Origin of the sequence: Pseudomonas sp. URMO17WK12:I11, from assembly GCF_007677725.1 — a bacterium.
In the GTDB taxonomy this organism is placed as follows: Bacteria; Pseudomonadota; Gammaproteobacteria; order Pseudomonadales; family Pseudomonadaceae; genus Aquipseudomonas.
In genome coordinates, this window is record NZ_VEDF01000014.1 from 20160 (window position 1) to 39369 (window position 19210).

The following is a 19210-nucleotide window of genomic DNA, read 5'->3' on the forward strand; positions in this document are numbered from 1 at the left end:
TCCCAAATTACCGAGGGCCGCCATGGCCTCAACCGTTACGGGTCAACGTCAGGGCGACAGCGGCGATGCGCTCGACTTCTTCGTAGCCTGGCTCGTCCAGTTGTTCGCCGAACACATCCGGGTCGAGTTCGCGATAGCTCCAGGACCATTGAGGTCCGGCCAGGCGCTCTCGTGCCGCTTCAAGCAGCGCGTCGCGTCCTTCGACGATGGCAACGCCCGTGTACAGCAGCAGCGACCCATGCGCGGCCAAGCGTTGTTGAGCTTGCTCGACGATGCGCAAGGACAAGTCGGCCCCGAGTGAGCCGCCACCGTGGCGATAAGTGCGCTCGCCGACATCGAGCATGTAGGGCGGATTGGCCACGATCAGATCGAACGTACCCGTGATGCCGTCCAGGAGGTTACTGGGCTCGACCGAAAGGTTACTGACCCCAGCCAACGCTGCATTGACGGCGGTATAACGCAAGGCTAACGGATTGATATCGACCGCCGTAACCTGCGCGTGCGCCGCCGCGCGGGCAATCAGCAGCGCCCCGATACCGCTCCCGCATCCGATGTCCACAGCATGCTGTACACGCGTATGGCGATGCTGAAGATGGTCTTGGATTGCCTGAGCGAAGCGATAGCTGTCTGGGCCGAAAAATACCGCATCGCTCGCTTCGGTGGGATAGGCCGAGTGGACCAGCAGCAGTTCGTCCAGGTTGGAAAACCGCACCTGACTGCGCAATAGCTCGCCATCCTCGCTCAACAGGCCGGCCGCTTGCAGCGGTCGTAACTCGTCTGTAGACAGCAGCGCAGGCGCGAACGGTCGGCTCCAGCCAAACACATCGCGCAGCGAATGGGCGCGCTGAGCCTCGGGCCGTGCGTTATTGCGCGCATGGGTAGCCGGCGTTACACAAGTGAACCGATAGCCGTCGGCACGCAGCCGTTGACCTAGTTGCAGCAGGGCCTGATCGGCCTTGACTTGGTGCGGGTCGAGCATCATCAGCGGGGCTCCTCCTGAGCGAGACCGGTTGCGAGCAGATAATTGCGGGTTGCCAGCAAGCCATCCGGCGTGGCGTGGCGATTGCCGAGCATGCGCTCGATCAGGTCCCCCACGTCTGGGTCGCCAGCGCTCTGCAGCCGCGGCACCTCCAGCGCCAGCTCACCCTCCCAGGCGCCGGGCAGCACACGGCGGACCGGCGCCTGCCAGTCGGCGGCGATCCAATCGTGCCAGAGCTGCTTTTCATAGGGAGTGAAGACCCCGAACATGGGCGCGGTAGGGCCTTCGATCAGTTTCCACCAGCGGCTGTTAGCGGGGTCTTCACCGCGCCTGATCCATTCCTGCTGCTCCATCGCCGCCACAAAATCGGGCATGGCCCCCGGCTCGGACAGCCATTGGTTGATGGTGCGCTTTTGCAGGCGGCAACGGTCGGCGTGCATGAACTGGCCGAACAGGCTCTTCTGCTCGAGCGCCGTAAAGAGTTCTTCATCAAGGTTGAAACTGGCGATCAGGCTGGGTGTATCGACGCCTAGATCGTTCAGGCGATAGCCGCGACGTACGCGGGCGTAGAATTCGGCTTCCTCGCCACGCGGGCAGAGCTGCTGCAACGCTTGTATGGATTTCTGCGCATGGCCGCTGGCGGCATTGTCGATGGTGATGTGCAGCTGAAAGTAATAGCCGTCGATGCCCAGCTCGGCGAGCTCATAAGTGGTGATCAACAGGTGCAGAGGAGGCTGTTCATAGCCTAGGTTGTAACCAATCACCTCAGGCAGAAAACGATCACTGTGCTGGCCCAGCGCCAATTGCAGCGAGCCCTGCAGATAGCGCTCATCGCTGAGCACAGGCTCCTGGCAACCCAGACGGCTAAGCAGACGTTGGTAGATGAGCACATGGTTACAACGAGGGTCGCCGTTGCCCAGCTCCTCAAGATAGGTGCGGATCAGATCGTGATAACGGGGGTCCGCCCAGTGCTTGAGCGTACCTTGCAACCACGCGCCGTCGACCGCCTTGGTCGGAGCCACCTGCTGCAGGAACCAGATCGCTTGCGACCGGTTGCTGAAGTAACGCCGTGGAGCGCCTTGCTGGCGCTGTTTCAGATAAGCCGCGTAGTCGCGCGCAACGTCCGCCGAGTGGCGCACGCTCCACTGGCCAAGCTGCGCAAGCGTGTCGGGCAAATCATCGGGTAACTGGTCAGCACGCGAGAGTTGCGTTTCAAGCCACTGGGCAGCGTTGGCCTGGTGGCCGTCGAGCATGGCCCGGTAGCGGTCGAGCAAGCCGTTCGAAGTGGCAGTTGCGGCAAAAGCGGGTGTCATGACCGTCATGCCAGGCTCCTCATGCAATCATGGTTTCTGGTTTTCCCTTGGCATCGGTTCCGGATCTGGGGCCGGTTGCGGTGCGGGCTTATCATCGTGTTGCTGCATCTGGACCGAAGGTTTGCTTGGATCACTGTCCTTGCCAGGATGATTGTTGTCCCTGTCAAAACAGCCACCGAGCAGTATCAGGGAGCCCATGAGGGCAATCAGGAGCGCGCGTGGCATATCGACCTCCCACGTTTGGTCAAATCGCAGTGCCAGGTTCCCCCGGCACTGCGTCAGGTCACTTACGAACGGCCGCCTTTGCGGCCCGAATCGCCGCTGGTGCGGCCACCACCCGATTGCTGACCGCCTTTGCGGCCGGCTTCGGACGCTTTCTCGCGGTCATTGGCGAAATTGCCAGGGTTCTTGGTACCACCTTGGCTGCCGCTGCGGCTGTTCTCTTTGTTGGCCATGGTCTCTAACCTCGATGTGGGATTCGAAAGTGCACGGCGCCGTGCCGTACATAAGCTCGGAGTTCGGCGATAGCGAGGGATTCGGTTTATTGCGGCGCGTTCTGACCGACGGCATTAAATAGGCGGTGGCAGTTTATTTTGCGCGCCAGTGGATTCTTCTGCTTGCTGGCGACGGCCGAGCCAGGTGCCGACGATAGCCCAGGCAAGCGCCAGCACCGCGCCCATCGACATCGCCAGTTGTGGATGATCTGCCAGCAAGTCCAGGCCCCGTTTGAGCCAACCACTCAAGGCGTCGCCTGCACGGTAGACCACGGTATCGATGAAACTCTTGGCCTTGTACTTGTCTTCTGCCGGCAGCACGGTAAACAGCATCTCGCGTCCTGGCCGTACCAGCGCATACTCGCCAGCCCGGCGCACCACCATCACCACCACGAACAGCCCAAGTACCGGCGCCAGTGCCAGCCCGATGAAGCCGACCGCCATCACCAGCGGTACTGCCACCAGCAAGATACCCACGCCCATGCGCCTGGCCAGTCGACCGGTGAAGAACACCTGGGTGAGAATCGCCAAGGCCTGCACCACGGTGTCGATCAAGCCGAACACCTGAGTCTGGCGTGTGCGGTCGGTAAAGGCCTCGCTGACGATTCGCGCCTGCTCGAAGTACAGAAAGGTACTGACGCTGGCCAGCAGTACCACGAACAGAGCGATGCCCAGCAAATAAGGCGAGCGCAGCACGGCAGTCGCGCCAGCGAAAGGATTGCCGCCCAGCGGGCGAGAAGTCGGATGGGCAACGGCCGCCGGCAATGGCCGGCGTTCACGCCAGCGTTGCAGATAGGCACATGCCGCGACACTGCCGAGCAAGCAGGCAGCGGCCACCACTACCAGCCCGGCGTGGCCAAGCGGCGCAACCAGCAGCGTGCCGAGTATCGGCCCGCTCAAGCCACCGCAGCTCGCGCCTGCCGCCAGCAACCCGAACAGCCGCTTGCCTTGTTCGGTGGTGAAAACATCGGCCAGCACGCTCCACGCCAGGGATATGCTCAGCAGGTTGAACACCGACAGCCAGATATAGAATGCCCGCGCTGTCCATAGGTCGTCCGGCTGGGCGGCGAACAACACCGCGAACAGCATCAGGTTGCTGGCGAAAAACCCATAGGTCCACGGCAGGATATGCCGTCGCCGCACCTTGCTGACTAGCCAGCCGAACAAAGGCAAGCACACCAAGGTGGCGATGAACGTGCCAGTGAACAGCCATTGCAGATTGTCGATCCCCCCTGCTACCCCCATGGTTTCGCGCACGGGGCGGAGCATGAAGTAGCCGGTGAACAACAGGTAGAACAACGACAGCCCGGCAATCACCGCAGGGCCCTCCCCGGGCTGGAGGGTCAGCGCCTGATCCAGACGCCTGCGCCAGGTGCGCATGGCTCAGGCGAACTGCTTGATCAACGCTTGCTGCTGCGCTTGGGTGAGCAATGGCTCATGTCCGGCCTTGAGCTGATCGAGCTGGCGATCCGGGCGACCGGTGGCCGGGATCACCGCGGTCGCCGCGCGATGGCTGATGGCGAACTTGAGAAACAGCTGCGCCCAGCTACCCACGCCTGCTTCGGCGGCCCAGGCTGGCAGCGGCTGCTGCTTGACTTTGGCGAACAACCGGCCATCGTCGAAGGTGCGGTTGATCAGTACTGCGATCCCTTTGTCCTGGCACAGAGGCAGCAGTTCGCGTGCCGCCTGCGGGGCGTTGACCGAATAGTTGATCTGTACGAAATCCAACGGCTCGCTGCGCACGATACGTGCAACCTCATCGTGGCCGCTGTTCAGATAATGAGTGATACCCACATAGCGGGTTCTACCTTGTTGCTTGAGCTCCCGAGCATAGGGCAATTGCCTTTGCCAGTCGCGCAGGTTGTGGATCTGCAGCAAGTCGACTTTGTCGGTGCGCAGGCTCCTGAGGCTGCCGGTCCATTGGTCCTGGGCGTCCGCTTGGCTGTTGGCGGCGATCTTGGTGGCGATGAAGCACTGTTGGTGCCAACCGCCCTCCTCCAGCAATTGGCCCAGAATTGCGTCGGCGCCGCCATAGTTGGGCGAGGTGTCGATCACCTTGCCGCCGCCTGCGAAGAACGCTGCGAGCACCGCCTTGAGCTGCACGTAGGCAGCAGAGCCGGGCTCGACTTCAAAACTGCCCGAGGTGCCGGCCCCGATCACCGGCAATGCCTCGCCGGTTGACGGTATCTCGCGGGTGAGCAGCCCACCGTCGGCCACCGACGTGGAAGGCGCGGCATACAACCAAGGGCTGGCACTGGCAAGCCCCAGCACCGCACCTACACGTAGGACATCGCGTCGGTTGTACATGGCAAAGCTCCCGTCATCGATCGGAAACTTTCAAGGCTAGCTGCTGGTGTCGCTGGACGCCGGTGATTCTGTATCTGGATATTTTTTTGAAGTCAGCCTGCGAGCAATGCACTGAGATCCAGTCTTGTCCCTTCCATCGGTGGGCACCGGTAGTAACCGCCACTCAGCGGTCGGCTGAAGCGGTACAACGCGTCGGTGATCCCGTCCTCAAGGCCACTCATGCGTCGCAGTTGGGCCTCGAAGGCATCGAGGCTATGACCCAGGGCGACGAATGCCAGGCCCATGCCCCGGTGATCGGACCAGGACACCGAACGACGCACCATGAAGGCCTCAGGCGCGTAGCTTTCCTGGGCCGTGCGTTTGACATGGGCGGACTCTGGGGCGTCGTCCAACTCCTCGTTGTCGCTCATGCGCCGGCCGATGATGTGGTCCTGATCGGCCTGGGGCAACGATTTGAAATGCTGCAGGTCATGCTTCCACAGCTGGAAGGCGGCGAAGCTCGAGCCTGCAAGACCCGGCTGCGTGCCACGGTAAATGGCCGCCTCGATGGCTTGCTCGTCTCTCGGGTTCTCCGTGCCGTCCTCGTAGCCGGTCAAGTCATACCCGCCGCGGTGTAGAAAGCCATCGACGCTGTCCGTCAGGCGCAGTGCGGGCGCCAGCAACTGCTCCAAGTCCTGCGCGCTCAAAATCAGATCGCCACGCTCATCACCGCGCAACCACAGCCACAGGGCATGCTGGGTGCTCGGATTTTCCACGGCGGCGTCAAGCTGCGGGAAGGCGCGTAGCCCTGCGATGCTCCGCCCCAGCGCCTTGACCAGCGGCGCACCGATGCCCAGAATCAAGCGCTGGCCGTCCACCTGCGGCAGCAAGGCGTCGAGTACGGCGGGCAGCGCTTCGGGCGTCTGCAGGGCGAAAAACAGGTGACGTGCGTGCACCGGCACCGGGGTGGCAACCAGACCTTGCTGGAACGGCATGACAGGGGAATCCTCGGGAAAAGCGCGAATGCTACTGCGCCGTGCTGCATGCCGCAATGCAGTTGCGCTCAAGGCCTGCTTTGACGTTGGCGCAGCTGGCGCTTGAGCTCCTGCAGCGGTGGGGCGTAGAAGAAGCCGAAAGAGACGCTGCCCGTGCGTCCTTTGACGGCATGGTGCAGGCGGTGGGCACGGTGCAGACGTTTCAGGTATCGGTTGATCGGCCGCAACGTGCGCGGCCAATGCCGGTGAAACAGGCCGTCATGGGCCACGATATACAGCAATCCATAGCCGGCCACTCCGCCACCCACCCATTGCAGCGGCGCATGCCCGGCCTTGCCGAGGGCGATCAGCGTCGCGGCGATCACGCCGAGCGCCAGCAGATAAACGTCATTGGTTTCCAGCATGCCCAGCTGCGGCTCATGGTGTGAGCGGTGCAGCCACCAGCCCCAGCCATGCATGATGTACTTGTGGGCCAGCGTACCGACACCTTCCATGGCCACCAAGGTGCCAAGCAGCACGGCGAGATTGAACAGCATGTGAGGTCCGCGGCGAAAAAGAATGGCGCAAGGGTAACGATTAGCCGGGTTTTTTTCCACGCAGCCTTGACCGGCTGTAGGACGATTCCTGATGAACGTACTGTCATGATTTTGCCCTTGACCCCTTGAACTCGGCGGCGTAAGTTCCGCGACGCAATTTTGCATCCCCGAACAGGAGCCCCGCTTTTGGACAGTAGTCCCAGTCGCTTGCGACAGGTCCACTCGGCGAGCTAGTTCGGCACCTTTCGCCGCTGCCTTGCCATTGGCCAGGTGGTGGAGCCCTCAGCCCTCAACGGCTGCCTCCCCCCTTTTCCATCCGTGGTCCTGCGCATTACCTGCTTGGTCAATGATGCGGGCATGTGCCCGTGGAAGAGGTTTGCTATGGATTGGAAAGTCTTTCTGCTGCGCGTTGCGGTCGCCTTGCTGCTGGGCGCCATGATCGGTGCCGAGCGTCAGCTGCGCCAACGCCTTACGGGGCTGCGCACCAACGCCCTGGTCAGTACCGGTGCCTGTCTGTTCGTGCTGATGACCCAGGCGGTGCCTGGCATGGCGCCGACCGATGCCTCGCGCGTGGCCGCTTACGTGGTTTCCGGTATCGGGTTTCTCGGCGGTGGCGTGATCATGCGCGACGGTTTCAATGTCCGCGGCCTGAACACTGCAGCAACCCTGTGGTGCACGGCCGCCGTGGGCGTACTGTGCAGCCTGGGGCTGCTGCTCGAGGCAGCGCTGGGTAGCCTGGTGGTGCTATGCGCTAACATTTTGTTGCGCGAGATCGCCCAACGCATCGATCGCCAGGAGATGCTGCCGGCCAGTGAGGTCGAACAGCACTACGAGGTTCGCGTGGTTTGCCGCGCCGAGGATGAAATCCAGGTGCGCAGCCTCATGCTGCACAGCCTGTGTGATCCGCAGTTGCGCCTGCAATCGCTGCACAGCGAGGACTTGAGCGACCCTGCACGGCTGGAAGTGCGCGCAGAAGTGCTTGGCGATCCGCAGGCACCGACGCAGCTCGAACGCCTGGTCAGCCGCGTGAGCCTGGAAAAAGGCGTCAGCTCGGTTCGTTGGCAGCTCCGCCCACAGACCCTCTCGGCTGATTGATGCTCGGTTTCATTGTGTGTCTGCACTGAACGCCGCTGCCACTGTATAACCGTCACGCCCGCGGCGCTTGGCTTCGTACAGCGCCGCATCGGCGGCGGCCATCAAGCGCTCGGCAGAGCACTCGCCCTGCGCAGGTTCGGCAACGGCAATGCCGGCACTGGCTGACACCCAGCCCACAGGGCTGCCGTCATGCACGATGGCCTGTCGACGTAGCGCCTGCATGATCTCGTCGACGACCAGCTCCGCGCCGGGCACATCCGTGGCTGGCAACAACAGCGTGAACTCCTCGCCGCCATAGCGCACGGCCAGGTCCGCCGGGCGTTTCAGGGCCGTTTGCAGCACCTCGGCAAAGCGCTTGAGGCATTGATCGCCTGCCGGATGGCCATAGCGGTCGTTGTAGCGCTTGAAATAGTCCAGGTCCAGCATCACCAGGGCGACCGGATAGCCCTGGCGTCGCGCCCGTTTCAGCTCGGCCTCGAACACGGCATCGAGGCGTCGCCGATTGCCCAGGCCCGTCAGGCTGTCGGTCAAGGCCAAGGATTTCAGGGTCTGGTGTGCCTGATGCAAGGCACGCTCGATGGCGATGCGCTCGCGCAACTGGCGCAGCACGATCCAGCCGAATGCCGCCAGACCTGCCAGCAGCAATAGCAGTACCGCCACAGATTTCAATACATCACGCCGCCAGGGCGCGATGATCGATTCGCGTGACAACCCTGCCTCCACCACCAGTGGATAACTGGACAAGGCCCGATACGCATAAAGCCGCGCGGTGCCGTCCACTACCGCTATGGTCTCGACCAGTCCCTCATCGGCGTAAGGCAGATGATTGCGAAACACCTCGCTGTCGGCGAGGCTGCGCCCTACGACCTGATCCACGAACGGGCGCCGCACCAGGATGGTGCCGTCGCGCTTGGCCAGCACCAGCGCGCCGAGCTCATCGATCTTGAAATCACCGTAGTAGCGCACGAACCAGTCGACCTTGATGGTGCCGAGCAACACGCCGGCGAAGCTGCCATCGGGGTTATCCAGGCGGCGCGAGATCGGGATGATCAGGTCGCCCGTGGCACGGCTTCGCACGACTGCACCGATGTGCACGCGGCGATCGGTGTGGGTGCGGTGGTAGATGAAATACTCGCGATCGGCGTTATTGGCGTTGGCCGGCGTGGCCGACCGGTCGGTCACGATCCAGCGTCCGTCCGGGCCATAGACGAACAACCCATGCAGTTGCGGCATGATCGCCATTTGCTGCGACAACAGCGCATGCAGCCGTTGCCGATCGATGCGGGCAAAGCCATCGCCCTCCAGCCGCTCGGCCAGCGCCGCAGTGATGGCGTCGACCTGGCGAATGGCATCCTCGGCATGCTGGCTGGTGGCTCTGGCGAGGTTGGTGACCATGTTCTGTGCATTGCTGAACGCCTGCCGATAATCGCGCCAGGTGCGCCAGCCCTCGACGACCACGAACGTCAGCATGACCACGGCCATGAACGACAGCACCAGGCGGAACAGAGCCGCAGCACGGCCTTCGCCGCCTGGCGTCAGTTGCCCCTCCTCATCCGGTTTTTTCGCCGTGTTCATCAAATTCCTGCCTTCAAGCCCATGCCTGGTCTGACCCTGAACCGCCGCGCAGGTGCCTTCTGCAGCGAACGAAGGCAAGAAAAACGAAACCTTTGCTGCGCGACAGGGCTCAACAGTCTGCGACACTGAGGTCGCGCCAACGGTTAGAAGGAGTCAGGCATGAGCAATCTGTTCATTAAACGCGCTGGGTTGTCGCTGGTACTGGGCATGGCGTCGCTGCACGCAATGGCCGCCACCTCCGATGATTTCGTCGAAGCCGCCACCGAAGCAGGCATCGCCGAAGTGGTCACCGGCAAGCTGGCACAGGAAAAAAGCCAGAATGCCGAGATCAAGGGCTTCGCTGACATGATGGTCACCGATCATACCAAGGCCAACCAAGAGTTGGCTGACATCGCCCGTAAGCTGGACATCAGCGTGCCAGATGAAGCAGCGCTGACCGACAAAGTGAAAAAGGTCATCCTGGAATGGCGTGACGAGTCGTTCGACAAGTCGTACGTGAACAACCAGGTCGATGCCCACGAAAAGGCCGTCGAGTTGTACAAGAAAGAAGCCGCCTCCTCGGATAAAGCCGAGCTGAAAGCCTTCGCTGCGAAAACGCTGCCGACCCTTGAAGCCCACCTGCAAAAAGCCAAGGCCCTGCAGACTACCCACGGTAAATAACTGACTGACGAATTGAGGCCACAGATGAGTAACGATGCACTGCGAAGCGAAATCCTGACCCGTTTGCTACACGCCCATCCCCATGGGCTCGGCAAGGAGCTGCTGGACAACTATCGCGGAGAGAAAGCCGTGGCCGGCATGCTCAAGACGTTGCAAGAGGGCGGCCTCATCCAGGATGGCGCCGTGGCGGTCGATGATGCGCACGAAATCAGCGTGCATTATCCGATCAAACTGTCCTCGGCAGGTGTCGAGGCAGCCAAGCAAGTCGAGGGGCAAGTCGAGGGCTGATGCCCCCTCACCCATCGCCGGACAGCCGGCGATGGGTGAGCCCGTTCATTTATCCGTGTTGCCCTTCTCCACATCCCTGGGCGGTTTCGCTGGACCTTGCGGGTCTACCTGTGGGTCGTCGAGATCAGGCGAGTCAGGATCGAAGCCCAGCTCATCTGCGTCTTCGGCGTGCTCCGAGGAATGTGGCCCCTTGTGTTGCTGCTCGGTGTTGTTCATGCGTCGCTCTCCGATGAATGTCTATTAGAGAACCCACCCGGGCAGCGAAGTTTGATCTGATTGCAGCAAGCCTGCTGCCAGCACCTGTCTTTCAGCGTGGCGCGTGTCCGATGCCTGCGCCGTCCAATCCCATCTGCCAAAAGTCGGCTTCGAGCCGTGAGGCCTGGCCAAAAATATGCGCCAGATCGGCGAAGCGCTGCTCGGTCATGCTGCGCGCCGCCAATTCATCCAAGTGCCGCCGCGCAGCAGCGGCGACGCCCTGATAAGCATCACCGGCGTACTCGCCAATCCATTCTCGATACGGGTGGTCGTTCAGATCGCCAATGCGCTGCGCCAGGCTACGGCCGATCTCGGCATAGCCGATCACGCACGGAGCCAGTGCCGCATGCAGCTCCAACAGATCGCCTGCTGCGCCGCAGTCAAGCACGTAACGGGTGTAGGCCACGGTAGCCTGGTGCTCCGGCGCCGCCTCGATATCGGCTTGCGACAGTCCCCAGCGGGCACAGAGGCGCAGGTGCAGTTCGGTTTCATCGAGAATGGCCGCCAAGCCCGCCTGCGCGGCGCGGATATCGACGGGCAGGCGACTTTTGTAGGCAGCCAGTGCCCACGCCCGAGCGAATTGAATCAGAAACAGGTAGTCCTGGATCAGGTAGGTGCGAAATGCAGCCTCAGGCAATGTGCCCTCGCCCATCTGACGGACGAAGTCATGATCCACATAGGTGCTCCATTGCTCATGGCTAGCCGTTTTGAGGCGCTCGAAAATATCCACGGCTTAACCCTCCTCGGCGTACACGGCATCGAAGAACGCCAGCTCCAGCGCCACGCTGCGGCGATAGAAATCGCTGGCGAGCGCCGCGTGTTGCGGGCCGACGCGATCAAGCTCGGTCTGCAGAAACGTTACGAAATCGCAGAATGCCGGGTTGTCATGCAGGGTGATCCATTCAGCGTGCACGAAGTTGTCGGGCAACGGCTTGGGCGCAGCGCTCGCCCAGTCCAGGTACAAGCCTTCGGCGACATTCAGCACCGCCAGGGCTGCGGCGTAGGATCGCGTCGCCGCCGCTTCCTGCATGATCGCCTTGAACCCCGCGGTAGGCGCCGTGTCGGCAGGCGTGGCGCGCTGCTCAGGGCTTACGCCCAATGCTTCGAATGCGCGCAGGAAGTAGGTGTTTTCCTCGCTGCTGATCATGCCGGCGAAACGGCCCAGGCACAGGCGTGCGGCAAAGGTGTCGGCGCTGGCGATGGCCGCGCCCAGCAGGGTCAGGAAGCTGTCGAGAAAACGGTGATCCTGCACCAGGTAACGAACCATGACCGGGTCGGCCAGGCTACCGGCACACAACTCGGTGACGAAGCGGTGGCTCACCGCAGCGGTCCAGGCTGACTGGTTTTGGCGTTTGAGCGTTTCACTGAAGCGTTCGGTCATGCAGCTGTCCCCTTATTGGGCAAGACAGCGAGGCCAGTGCGGCTGGGCAGTGGATGGCCTCGCAGTGAGGCCGGCAGGAAGGCAGGTCAATATCCCATCCCTTCGCCGGCATTATCCGGATCAGGTTCGAAGGGTCACCGCGCTGCGCAGGCCAGCGGTATCTCAGCCCGTTGCCGGGCTCCCCTTGGTAGGGCTCAGGTATACAGCGCTGAGGGGCAATTGTCACCCCCGATGAATATCCCGACTGCGAGATATGAGGTGCGAGGTGCGAGGTGGTGGCTCAACGGCCTGGCTAACGGCGTTTTGCCACCAGTCATCACGCTGTCACCTCCCTGTCGTATTTTCAGGCACCTCCCAGGGTCAGGAATACCTGCAGTGATCCGCCGCTCCCTCTCATCGACAGGCCTCTTGCGTCTACTCATCATGATGCTCTGCGCCGCCACCTTGACCTTTCTCTGGGGCTTGCACCTCACCCAGAGCGCGGCTGCCCGCGACGGGGCGCTGAAGGCCAAGGCCGCCGAGCAACTCAACCTTGCGAGCATCGTCGCGCACAGCCTGCGCCAGCAGATCGACCACGCGCAGCAGCGTGCGAGCGCCCTGCACCGCGCTTGGCAACTGCCCTCGCCTGAGCGACCCCGGGTTGCCCAGCTGTTGCTCGATGACCCCTTATTCAGCGCCGCGAGTCTCTATGATCGCCAAGGGCACCGGCTTGCGACGAATCCAGCCAGTCGCCGAGGGTCATTGCCGGGTGAGTGGCTCAAACAGCTGCAACTGCACGTTGCTGATCATGGCTTCAAGCCTGTGCTGGCAAACGTCGTGCCGCACTCGGTGGCAACGCTCACAGCCGCAGCGGGGCTGGTGTTCCTGCTGCCTTTGCCTGACGCCGCCGGGCGTGAGATCGGGGCTGTTTTGTGCGTGCAACTGAACACCGAAGATCTGGCGGCCTGGGTGCAATCCGTGGATCTGGGCGGCAGCGGCATGCTGCGGGTGCTGCAGAAGGATGGTGAAGAACGTCTGCGCCTTACTGCGGATGGCGCGGCGGCGCCCGAGCAGGCAATGACGCCGAGCCTGGGCCAAGGCGCCACGCCTACCGCGCAGGCGACGCAATACCTTGCTGGCGCGCCCTACCAGAGTCTTTTCCGGCAGGTCCCAGACCGTGGTTTCAGTGTGGTGGTGAGCCAGCGCCAGGACGAGATCCTCGGGCCCTCGTCCACGGTCTACACGCGGCAGTTCTGGCTGAACCTGAGCATGACCCTGATGATCCTCGCCAGCCTCGCCTGGACCCTGCGGCTGCTGCGCAAACGTCAGGAGGCCTTCAGCGCCCTGGAACAGGCGCAGCAGGTCAATCAGCAACTGATCGGACGCCTGGAAGATGAGCATCGACGCAGCAGCCAGGCCGCCGCCACTGACCACCTCAGCGGGCTGCACAATCGTCGCCAGTTCGTCGAGGTCGCCAGCCAGGCCCTGACCCAGCAGCGCGGCAAGCGCCGCTTGCTGGCAATGTTGTTCATCGACATGGACCGCTTCAAATCGATCAACGACTCGCTCGGGCACAAGGTCGGCGACCTGCTGCTGCAAGCAGTGGCCGGGCGCATTCAGCGCCTGCTCGAACCCGGCGACGAGGCCTCGCGCTTTGGCGGAGATGAGTTTGTCGTGCTGCTGGCCGGCGAGCGCAGCGAAGAACAGATCGATACCTGGGTGCGCACGCTGGTGCAGAAACTCTCGGCCACTTATGCCCTGGATGGCCAGGAGGTCAATACCAGCCCAAGCGTCGGGGTGAGCATCTGTCCACGCGATGGCCAGGACATCGACAGCCTGATCCGCTGCGCCGATGCCGCTATGTACTCGGCCAAGCAAGCTGGGCGTGCCCAGTACCGTTTCTTCGATCAGTCGCTGAACCTTCCGGATATCCAGGCCTTCACCCTCGAGCAAGCCTTCGGCACGGCGCTGACCGAACGCCAGTTCGAGCTGCACTACCAGCCGCAGATTCGCCTGGATACCCAGCGTGTCCTAGGGTACGAGGCGCTGGTGCGCTGGCAGCATCCGGAGTTCGGCTTGCTCTACCCTGATCGCTTCATCGGCCTGGCCGAGCGCAGCGGCTTCATCATCGAGCTGGGCTGGGAGGTCTTGCGCCTGGCTTGCGAGGAGCTGGCCCGCTGGCAACAGCAAGGCCGCGCGGCGCGTCTGGCGGTCAATGTTTCAGCCCTGCAGTTGCGTCAGACGGATTTCAGCACCAGGCTGTTGGCCGAGCTGCAAGTGCGCGGCATCGATGCCCGGCGATTGGAACTGGAGATCACCGAAACCACCATTCTCGATCCCGAGGGTACGGCGCTGGATCACCTGCATCGTTTGCGTGACGCGGGGCTGGGCATCAGCCTGGACGACTTCGGCCGCGGCTACGCAGGCTTTGCGCATTTGCAGTCGCTGCCGCTGAGCAAACTGAAAATCGACCGCTCGCTGATCGCGCCGCTGTCCAACAGCTACGACGACAGCCCGATCGTCTCCTCGACCATCATCCTGGCCAAGCGCCTGGGCCTGGAAGTGGTCGCCGAAGGTGTCGAAACCCGCGAGCAGGTGGTATGCCTGAAGCTCGCAGGATGCGACATCGCCCAGGGCTACCACTTCAGCCGGCCATTGTCGCCGGCGCAACTGCGCGAGTACCCGCCGTTTCACGGCGTCGAGCAGCAGGCGCTCACTCTTTGAAGTTGAAGCGGGCGATGCCACCGACTTCCGGTCGAATCGCGTAAAGATCGCCAGCATCCGGGTAGTGGCGCAGCTGCTCGGGCGACATGCCAACGCGCGCGGTGGTGATGTACAAGGTGCCCAGGCCGTCGCCGCCGAAGCAGCAGCTGGTTGGGCGCGGTACCGGCATCACCACTTGGTCGGTCAGGTGGCCATTGCAGTCGTAGTGCAGCACGCAGCTGCCATTGAACTGACAGACCCACAGCCCGCCTTCGCGATCGAGCGCGATGCCGTCTGGCCGGCCCAGTTCGGCTGGGGTCTCGGCAAACAGGCTGATCTGCTCCAGGCGACCATCTGCCGGGTATTCGGCGCGGTAGATGCGCCGCTCGACCGAGTCGACGAAGAACAAGCTGCGCCCATCGGCCGACCAGGCCAAACCGTTGGGCAAGGCCAGGCCGTCATGAATCACGTCGTCATTGAGCTCGGCATCGAAGCGGAACAGCGCCCCGGTCTTGCCGCTGGGCGCCTCGTCCATCAGGCCGGTGACGAAGCGTCCTTGCGGATCGCACGCGCCGTCATTGAAGCGGTAGGTCGAGCGCGGGTGCACCGGTACCGAATACTGGCGAATGCGTCCGGTGTCGAGATCGAGCAGCACGGCGCTGGCGTCTTCGGTGAAGATCAGGTTTCCGCGATCGGTCAGGGCCAGTGCGCCAATGCGCGCTGCCGACTCATACAGCCGTTCGACCTGGCCATCGGGCAGTAGGCGCAGAATGCGCCCGCCGGTGATGTCGACGAAGTACAGCGAGCGGCTGCGGGCATCCCACACCGGGCTCTCGCCGAGATCGGCGCGGGTGTCGGCCACCTTGACCGGCACGTAGTGACACTCCTTGATGCGACTCCAACGCGCAGCGACCTCGACCAGACTCGCCGCCTCGACCCGCGCCAGATCGCGTGGATAACTGACGCCGCTGTTCTCGCAGAAGCGCGTGGCGGTGAACTGACCGTTGCTGGCGCGCAGGATATACCCGGTGTCGTGGCACAGAGCGCTGGCCAGGTAGAGCACCCCGGGGGTCACCCACTCGGGCTTGAGCTCATCGGGTGCCTGGTCGATACCCCACATGCGCGTCTTGGCCACCGGCGAAATCGCGTTGACCAGGATGCCGTGCTCCAGGCCCTCCATGCTCAAGGCATTCATGATGCCGACCTGAGCCATTTTGCCGGCGGCGTAGGCGACCAGCCCCGGCTGCGCATAGCGCTGATACATGGCGCGGTCGGACGTGGTCAGCACGATGCGCGGCGCCGTTGAGTGTTTCAGATATTTCCAGGCATGCTTGGCCAGCCACACCGGGGCGTGCACGCTGATACCCAGCGCGCGCTCGAGAAAGGCGTGCTCTTGGCTCTCGATGCCCTGGTAGTCCACCCAGCCGGCGTTGTGGATGAGGATGTCCACGGCACCGAAGTGGGCGATCGCCAGCTCCACCAGTGCCTGACATTGCGCTTCGTGATCGAGCTGACCGACATGCCCGATCACTTCATAGCCTTTGCTCTGCAAGGCCTTGAGCGCGGTGTCGATGGCCTCGGGGTTCTGCCCCTGGCCTGAGCGGTCGGTACCCAGGTCGCTGATGACCACGCGGGCGCCGCGGGCGGCCAGTGCGGCGGCGTAATCCAGGCCTAGGCCTTGAGCGGCGCCGGTGACGATGGCGACTTTACCGGTGAACGGGTCTGTAATTGGCATTGTAGAGCCCTTGCGATTCTCCTTTTTACGATAACAATAAAAAAATCAATGACTTAATATTAAAAGCATGCAAATTTGATATCTCCGAGATATCACCGCCACCAGCTCCCGTTCGACTCGATGAAGGAACATGCAATGATCGAGACACGTTTGCTCAGGCAGTTCATCGCCGTCGCCGAGGAGCTGCACTTTCATAAAGCCGCGCTGCGCCTGCACATGGCGCAACCGCCGTTGAGCCAGGCGATCAGCCGCCTGGAAGAAAAGCTCGGCTTCAGCCTGTTCCTGCGCAACAAACGCGCGGTCAAGCTCACCGCTGCCGGCATGGCCTTCCTGGAAACCGCCTACCGCACGCTCAAGGAGCTCGAACAGGGCATCGAGTACGCGCGCAATGTCTCCGAAGGGGTTTGCGGCAAACTGACCATCACGGCGATTTCCATCGCCTACTACGAGTCGTTGCTCACCACCTTGAAGAAGTTTCGCGAGGTCTATCCCAATGTGCGCCTGACCATCCGCGAAATGCCTTCGGCCTCCCAGGCCAAGGCGCTACTGGCCGGCGAGGCTGACATCGGTTTCATGCGCAAGCTGCCGATGTCGCCCGACGCCATCGAATCGCGGCTGTTGCTCAGCGAGCAGATCCTCATGGCCTTGCCGGCCAACCACCACCGCGCGCAGCAGCAACTGGTGGACTTGCGCGACTTTGCCGAAGAAGACTTCGTGTTCACCCCGCAAGCATTGGGCAGCGGCTACCACAGCCAACTGATCGCCTTGTGCGAGTCGGCCGGTTTCTACCCACGAATCGTGCAGGAGGCGTCGCAGATCCATACGCTCATCGGGCTGGTGGCCTGTGGTTTCGGCGTGGCGTTGGTCCCCGAGTCGATCGCCTACTCCACCCTGCGCGACCGCGTGCAGTTCCGGCCGATCCGCCCCATCAAGGGTCAGCCGACCCCGACCATGGGCCTGTACATGAACTGGAATGCCCAGAACGCCTCACCGGCCCTGGGCAGTTTCATCGCCATGCTCGACCACGGCACGCCGCGGCGCTTCGCCGATACCATCCACAACCCGATCAGCCTGGATGGCATCGCCTAGGTGGCATTAGAGGCTCAAGCGGTAGTCGCGTAACCAAGCATCGAGCGCGAGCGCTGTCTCCAGATTGTTGCGCCGCAGTTGCGAATTGAAATACCCCGAAGGTTGCCGCAACTCTGCGGCCAGGCGCCCGTGATCGATGATCTGGAACACCCGGTTGCTGGTATCGCTGAGCAGCAGCCCTGCCCGCTCGCGCAAAAAAAGCTCGTAAGCCTGGTTGGCCGACGTTGGGTACGGACTCTTGCGCCGTTGCAGCACGGCCTGCGGGAGCAGGTCGGTGCAAGCTTGCTTGAGCAGCCACTTCTCCTCACCGTCCTTGCCCTTGATCGCCCACGGCACGTTGTAGACGTATTCGACCAGGTCATGGTCGGTGAACGGTACTCGCACCTCGAGACTGGCCGCCATGCTCAGGCGGTCCTTGCGCTCGAGCAGAATCGGCAACCAGTGCGCCAGGTGCAGGTGGCACAGCTCACGCATGCGCCGTTCGTGCGGGCTGTCGCCTGGCAAGTGCTCGACCTGGGACACGGCTTGCTGGTAGCAGCTTTGCTGGTAGCTGGCGAAATCGCACAGGCGGTTGAAGTCGGGGTTGATCAATTCCGGCTGCAGCAGCTGCATGCGCGACAACCAGGGAAATTGCTGCGCGGCGATGGCCTGGGGATCGCGGAACCAGGCGTAGCCGCCAAACACTTCATCGGCGGCCTCCCCGGAGATGGCCACCGTCGAATGCGCACGGATGGCCTTGAACAGCAGATAGAGCGAGGTGTCGACGTCGCCGAAGGTCGCCGCCGAATCGTTGGCACGGAACACCGCGCGCCGCGCTGCCTCATCGATCAACTCGGCATTGTCGATGAGGATGGTCTGGTGCCGGCTGCCGATATGCTCGGCGGCGGCCAGGGCATAAGGCTGATCGCGTTCGGGTCGAAACGCATCGCTTTGAAACTGCTCGGCCTGACCGACGAAATCCACGGAAAATGAATTAACCCGGCCGCCCTGTTGCGCCTGCAGACGCTGCTGGGCCATGGCCGTGAGAATGGTCGAATCGAGCCCACCGGACAGCAGCGAGCACACCGGCACATCGGCGTGCAGCTGCTCGCCGAGAGCCTTGGCGAGTAGCTCGCGGGTCTGCGCCACGGTGCCTGGCGCATCGTCGCGGTGCTCGCGACGCTGCAACTGCCAGTAACGGTCGAGCTTCGCCAGCCCATTGGGGCGCCAGGACAGGCGATGGCCTGGCGCTAGCTCGTCGATGCCGCGCAGAGCGGTGCGAGAGGTGCCGCGCGAGAGGCTCAAGGCATCCACCAGGCCGACTTCATCGAGCTGCGCGGTGAAATCCGGGTGCGCCAGGATCGCCTTGATCTCCGAGCCGAACAACAGCCCCTGTCCGAGCCTTGCGTAATACAGCGGCTTGACCCCAAGGCGGTCGCGCACCAGCAGAAAATGCCCATCGCGGCTATCGAATACGGCGAAGGCGAACATGCCGGTGAGGTGGTCCGCGCACTGCTCGCCCCACTCCAGGTACGCATGCAGCACCACCTCGGTGTCGCTGCGGGTCTGGAATTGGTGGCCGCAGGCGCGCAGGCGTTCACGCAGCTCAGGGTGATTGTAGACCTCGCCGGTATAGACCAGCGTGACCTCTGCGCCTCCCGGGCAGCGATAGGTCATCGGCTGCACACCGCCTGCCAGGTCGAGAATGGCCAGGCGCCGATGGCCCAGCAGGGCATGCCGATGCAGCCAGCTACCGCTGGCATCCGGCCCGCGCAAGGCCAGCGTCTGACTCATGCCGGCCAGCACACCGGGGTGTTGGGTCAAGTCGCGGGTGTAGTCCACCCAACCTGTGATTCCACACATGCTGC

General features: G+C 62.9%; 18 protein-coding genes, 2 pseudogenes and 1 riboswitch. Of the genes and pseudogenes, 5 read left to right on the forward strand and 15 right to left on the reverse strand.

Going from position 1 to position 19210, the window contains the following annotated elements; all coding sequences use genetic code 11:
• Positions 1-28 precede the first annotated feature (28 nt).
• The 8 genes and pseudogenes from FS665_RS20835 to FS665_RS20870 all read right to left on the reverse strand — a co-directional run bounded on the left by FS665_RS20835 (position 29) and on the right by FS665_RS20870 (position 6603).
• Positions 29-982, reverse strand: coding sequence for a class I SAM-dependent methyltransferase (locus tag FS665_RS20835; protein WP_145192857.1), 954 nt, complete (start codon positions 980-982; stop codon positions 29-31).
• On the reverse strand, positions 982-2301 hold the full coding sequence (locus FS665_RS20840; protein ID WP_145192859.1) for an iron-containing redox enzyme family protein: 1320 nt from the start codon (positions 2299-2301) through the stop codon (positions 982-984). The genes FS665_RS20835 and FS665_RS20840 overlap by 1 nt, the downstream gene beginning before the upstream one ends.
• Before the next feature lie 18 nt (positions 2302-2319).
• Positions 2320-2517: a hypothetical protein gene (locus FS665_RS23765; protein ID WP_145192861.1), complete on the reverse strand. Its 198-nt coding sequence runs from the start codon at positions 2515-2517 to the stop codon at positions 2320-2322.
• 62 nt (positions 2518-2579) lie between these two features.
• Positions 2580-2702: pseudogene (locus tag FS665_RS20850) on the reverse strand (general stress protein); the annotation flags it as partial.
• Between the two features lie 159 nt (positions 2703-2861).
• Positions 2862-4166 carry an NTP/NDP exchange transporter gene (locus FS665_RS20855; protein ID WP_145192865.1) on the reverse strand — a complete coding sequence of 435 codons (1305 nt, stop codon included), beginning with the start codon at positions 4164-4166 and terminating at the stop codon, positions 2862-2864.
• Positions 4167-4169: 3 nt separating this feature from the next.
• Positions 4170-5093, reverse strand: a complete 924-nt coding sequence (locus FS665_RS20860; protein WP_145192867.1) for an aldo/keto reductase — start codon at positions 5091-5093, stop codon at positions 4170-4172.
• Between the two features lie 92 nt (positions 5094-5185).
• Positions 5186-6067: a Dyp-type peroxidase gene (locus FS665_RS20865; protein ID WP_145192869.1), complete on the reverse strand. Its 882-nt coding sequence runs from the start codon at positions 6065-6067 to the stop codon at positions 5186-5188.
• Between the two features lie 68 nt (positions 6068-6135).
• Entirely contained in the window at positions 6136-6603 is a 468-nt protein-coding gene (locus FS665_RS20870) for a sterol desaturase family protein (protein WP_145192871.1), read from the reverse strand.
• A 381-nt stretch (positions 6604-6984) separates the two neighbouring features.
• Here FS665_RS20870 and FS665_RS20875 point away from each other — a divergent pair, with 381 nt between their 5' ends.
• Complete coding sequence (locus FS665_RS20875) at positions 6985-7698, forward strand: MgtC/SapB family protein (RefSeq protein ID WP_145192873.1); 714 nt, start codon at positions 6985-6987, stop codon at positions 7696-7698.
• A gap of 9 nt (positions 7699-7707) precedes the next feature.
• Here the strand turns inward: FS665_RS20875 and FS665_RS20880 are convergent, their stop codons facing one another.
• Positions 7708-9273, reverse strand: coding sequence for a sensor domain-containing diguanylate cyclase (locus FS665_RS20880; RefSeq protein ID WP_145192874.1), 1566 nt, complete (start codon positions 9271-9273; stop codon positions 7708-7710).
• A gap of 159 nt (positions 9274-9432) precedes the next feature.
• On the opposite strand from FS665_RS20880, the gene FS665_RS20885 reads away from it, so the two are divergent.
• Positions 9433-9933: a DUF4142 domain-containing protein gene (locus FS665_RS20885; protein WP_145192876.1), complete on the forward strand. Its 501-nt coding sequence runs from the start codon at positions 9433-9435 to the stop codon at positions 9931-9933.
• Positions 9934-9957: 24 nt separating this feature from the next.
• The gene (locus tag FS665_RS20890; RefSeq protein WP_145192878.1) at positions 9958-10221 is read left to right on the forward strand and encodes a hypothetical protein; all 264 of its coding nucleotides are present in this window, start codon (positions 9958-9960) and stop codon (positions 10219-10221) included.
• 45 nt (positions 10222-10266) lie between these two features.
• Here FS665_RS20890 and FS665_RS23455 read toward each other — a convergent pair whose 3' ends face one another.
• From FS665_RS23455 to FS665_RS20900, 3 genes are all read right to left on the reverse strand, one after another.
• Complete coding sequence (locus FS665_RS23455; RefSeq protein ID WP_178108385.1) at positions 10267-10437, reverse strand: DUF6021 family protein; 171 nt, start codon at positions 10435-10437, stop codon at positions 10267-10269.
• Positions 10438-10528: 91 nt separating this feature from the next.
• On the reverse strand, positions 10529-11206 hold the full coding sequence (tenA, locus tag FS665_RS20895) for a thiaminase II (RefSeq protein WP_145192880.1): 678 nt from the start codon (positions 11204-11206) through the stop codon (positions 10529-10531).
• Between the two features lie 3 nt (positions 11207-11209).
• Positions 11210-11857 carry a TenA family protein gene (locus FS665_RS20900; protein WP_145192882.1) on the reverse strand — a complete coding sequence of 216 codons (648 nt, stop codon included), beginning with the start codon at positions 11855-11857 and terminating at the stop codon, positions 11210-11212.
• An 80-nt stretch (positions 11858-11937) separates the two neighbouring features.
• Positions 11938-12052: riboswitch (TPP riboswitch) on the reverse strand.
• Positions 12053-12232: 180 nt separating this feature from the next.
• On the opposite strand from FS665_RS20900, the gene FS665_RS20905 reads away from it, so the two are divergent.
• Complete coding sequence (locus tag FS665_RS20905; protein WP_145192885.1) at positions 12233-14560, forward strand: bifunctional diguanylate cyclase/phosphodiesterase; 2328 nt, start codon at positions 12233-12235, stop codon at positions 14558-14560.
• On the opposite strand, the gene FS665_RS23770 is transcribed toward FS665_RS20905, so the two are convergent.
• Positions 14550-15659, reverse strand: coding sequence for an SMP-30/gluconolactonase/LRE family protein (locus FS665_RS23770; protein WP_256675122.1), 1110 nt, complete (start codon positions 15657-15659; stop codon positions 14550-14552). The two genes, FS665_RS20905 and FS665_RS23770, sit on opposite strands and share 11 nt — an antisense overlap.
• Positions 15660-15665: 6 nt before the next feature.
• Positions 15666-16274, reverse strand: a pseudogene (locus FS665_RS23775) (SDR family NAD(P)-dependent oxidoreductase); the annotation flags it as partial.
• Between the two features lie 135 nt (positions 16275-16409).
• Between FS665_RS23775 and FS665_RS20915 the strand changes: the two are divergent.
• Positions 16410-17363, forward strand: coding sequence for a LysR substrate-binding domain-containing protein (locus FS665_RS20915; protein WP_145192889.1), 954 nt, complete (start codon positions 16410-16412; stop codon positions 17361-17363).
• A gap of 6 nt (positions 17364-17369) precedes the next feature.
• On the opposite strand, the gene asnB is transcribed toward FS665_RS20915, so the two are convergent.
• Entirely contained in the window at positions 17370-19205 is a 1836-nt protein-coding gene (asnB, locus tag FS665_RS20920; RefSeq protein WP_145192891.1) for an asparagine synthase (glutamine-hydrolyzing), read from the reverse strand.
• Positions 19206-19210: the final 5 nt, after the last annotated feature.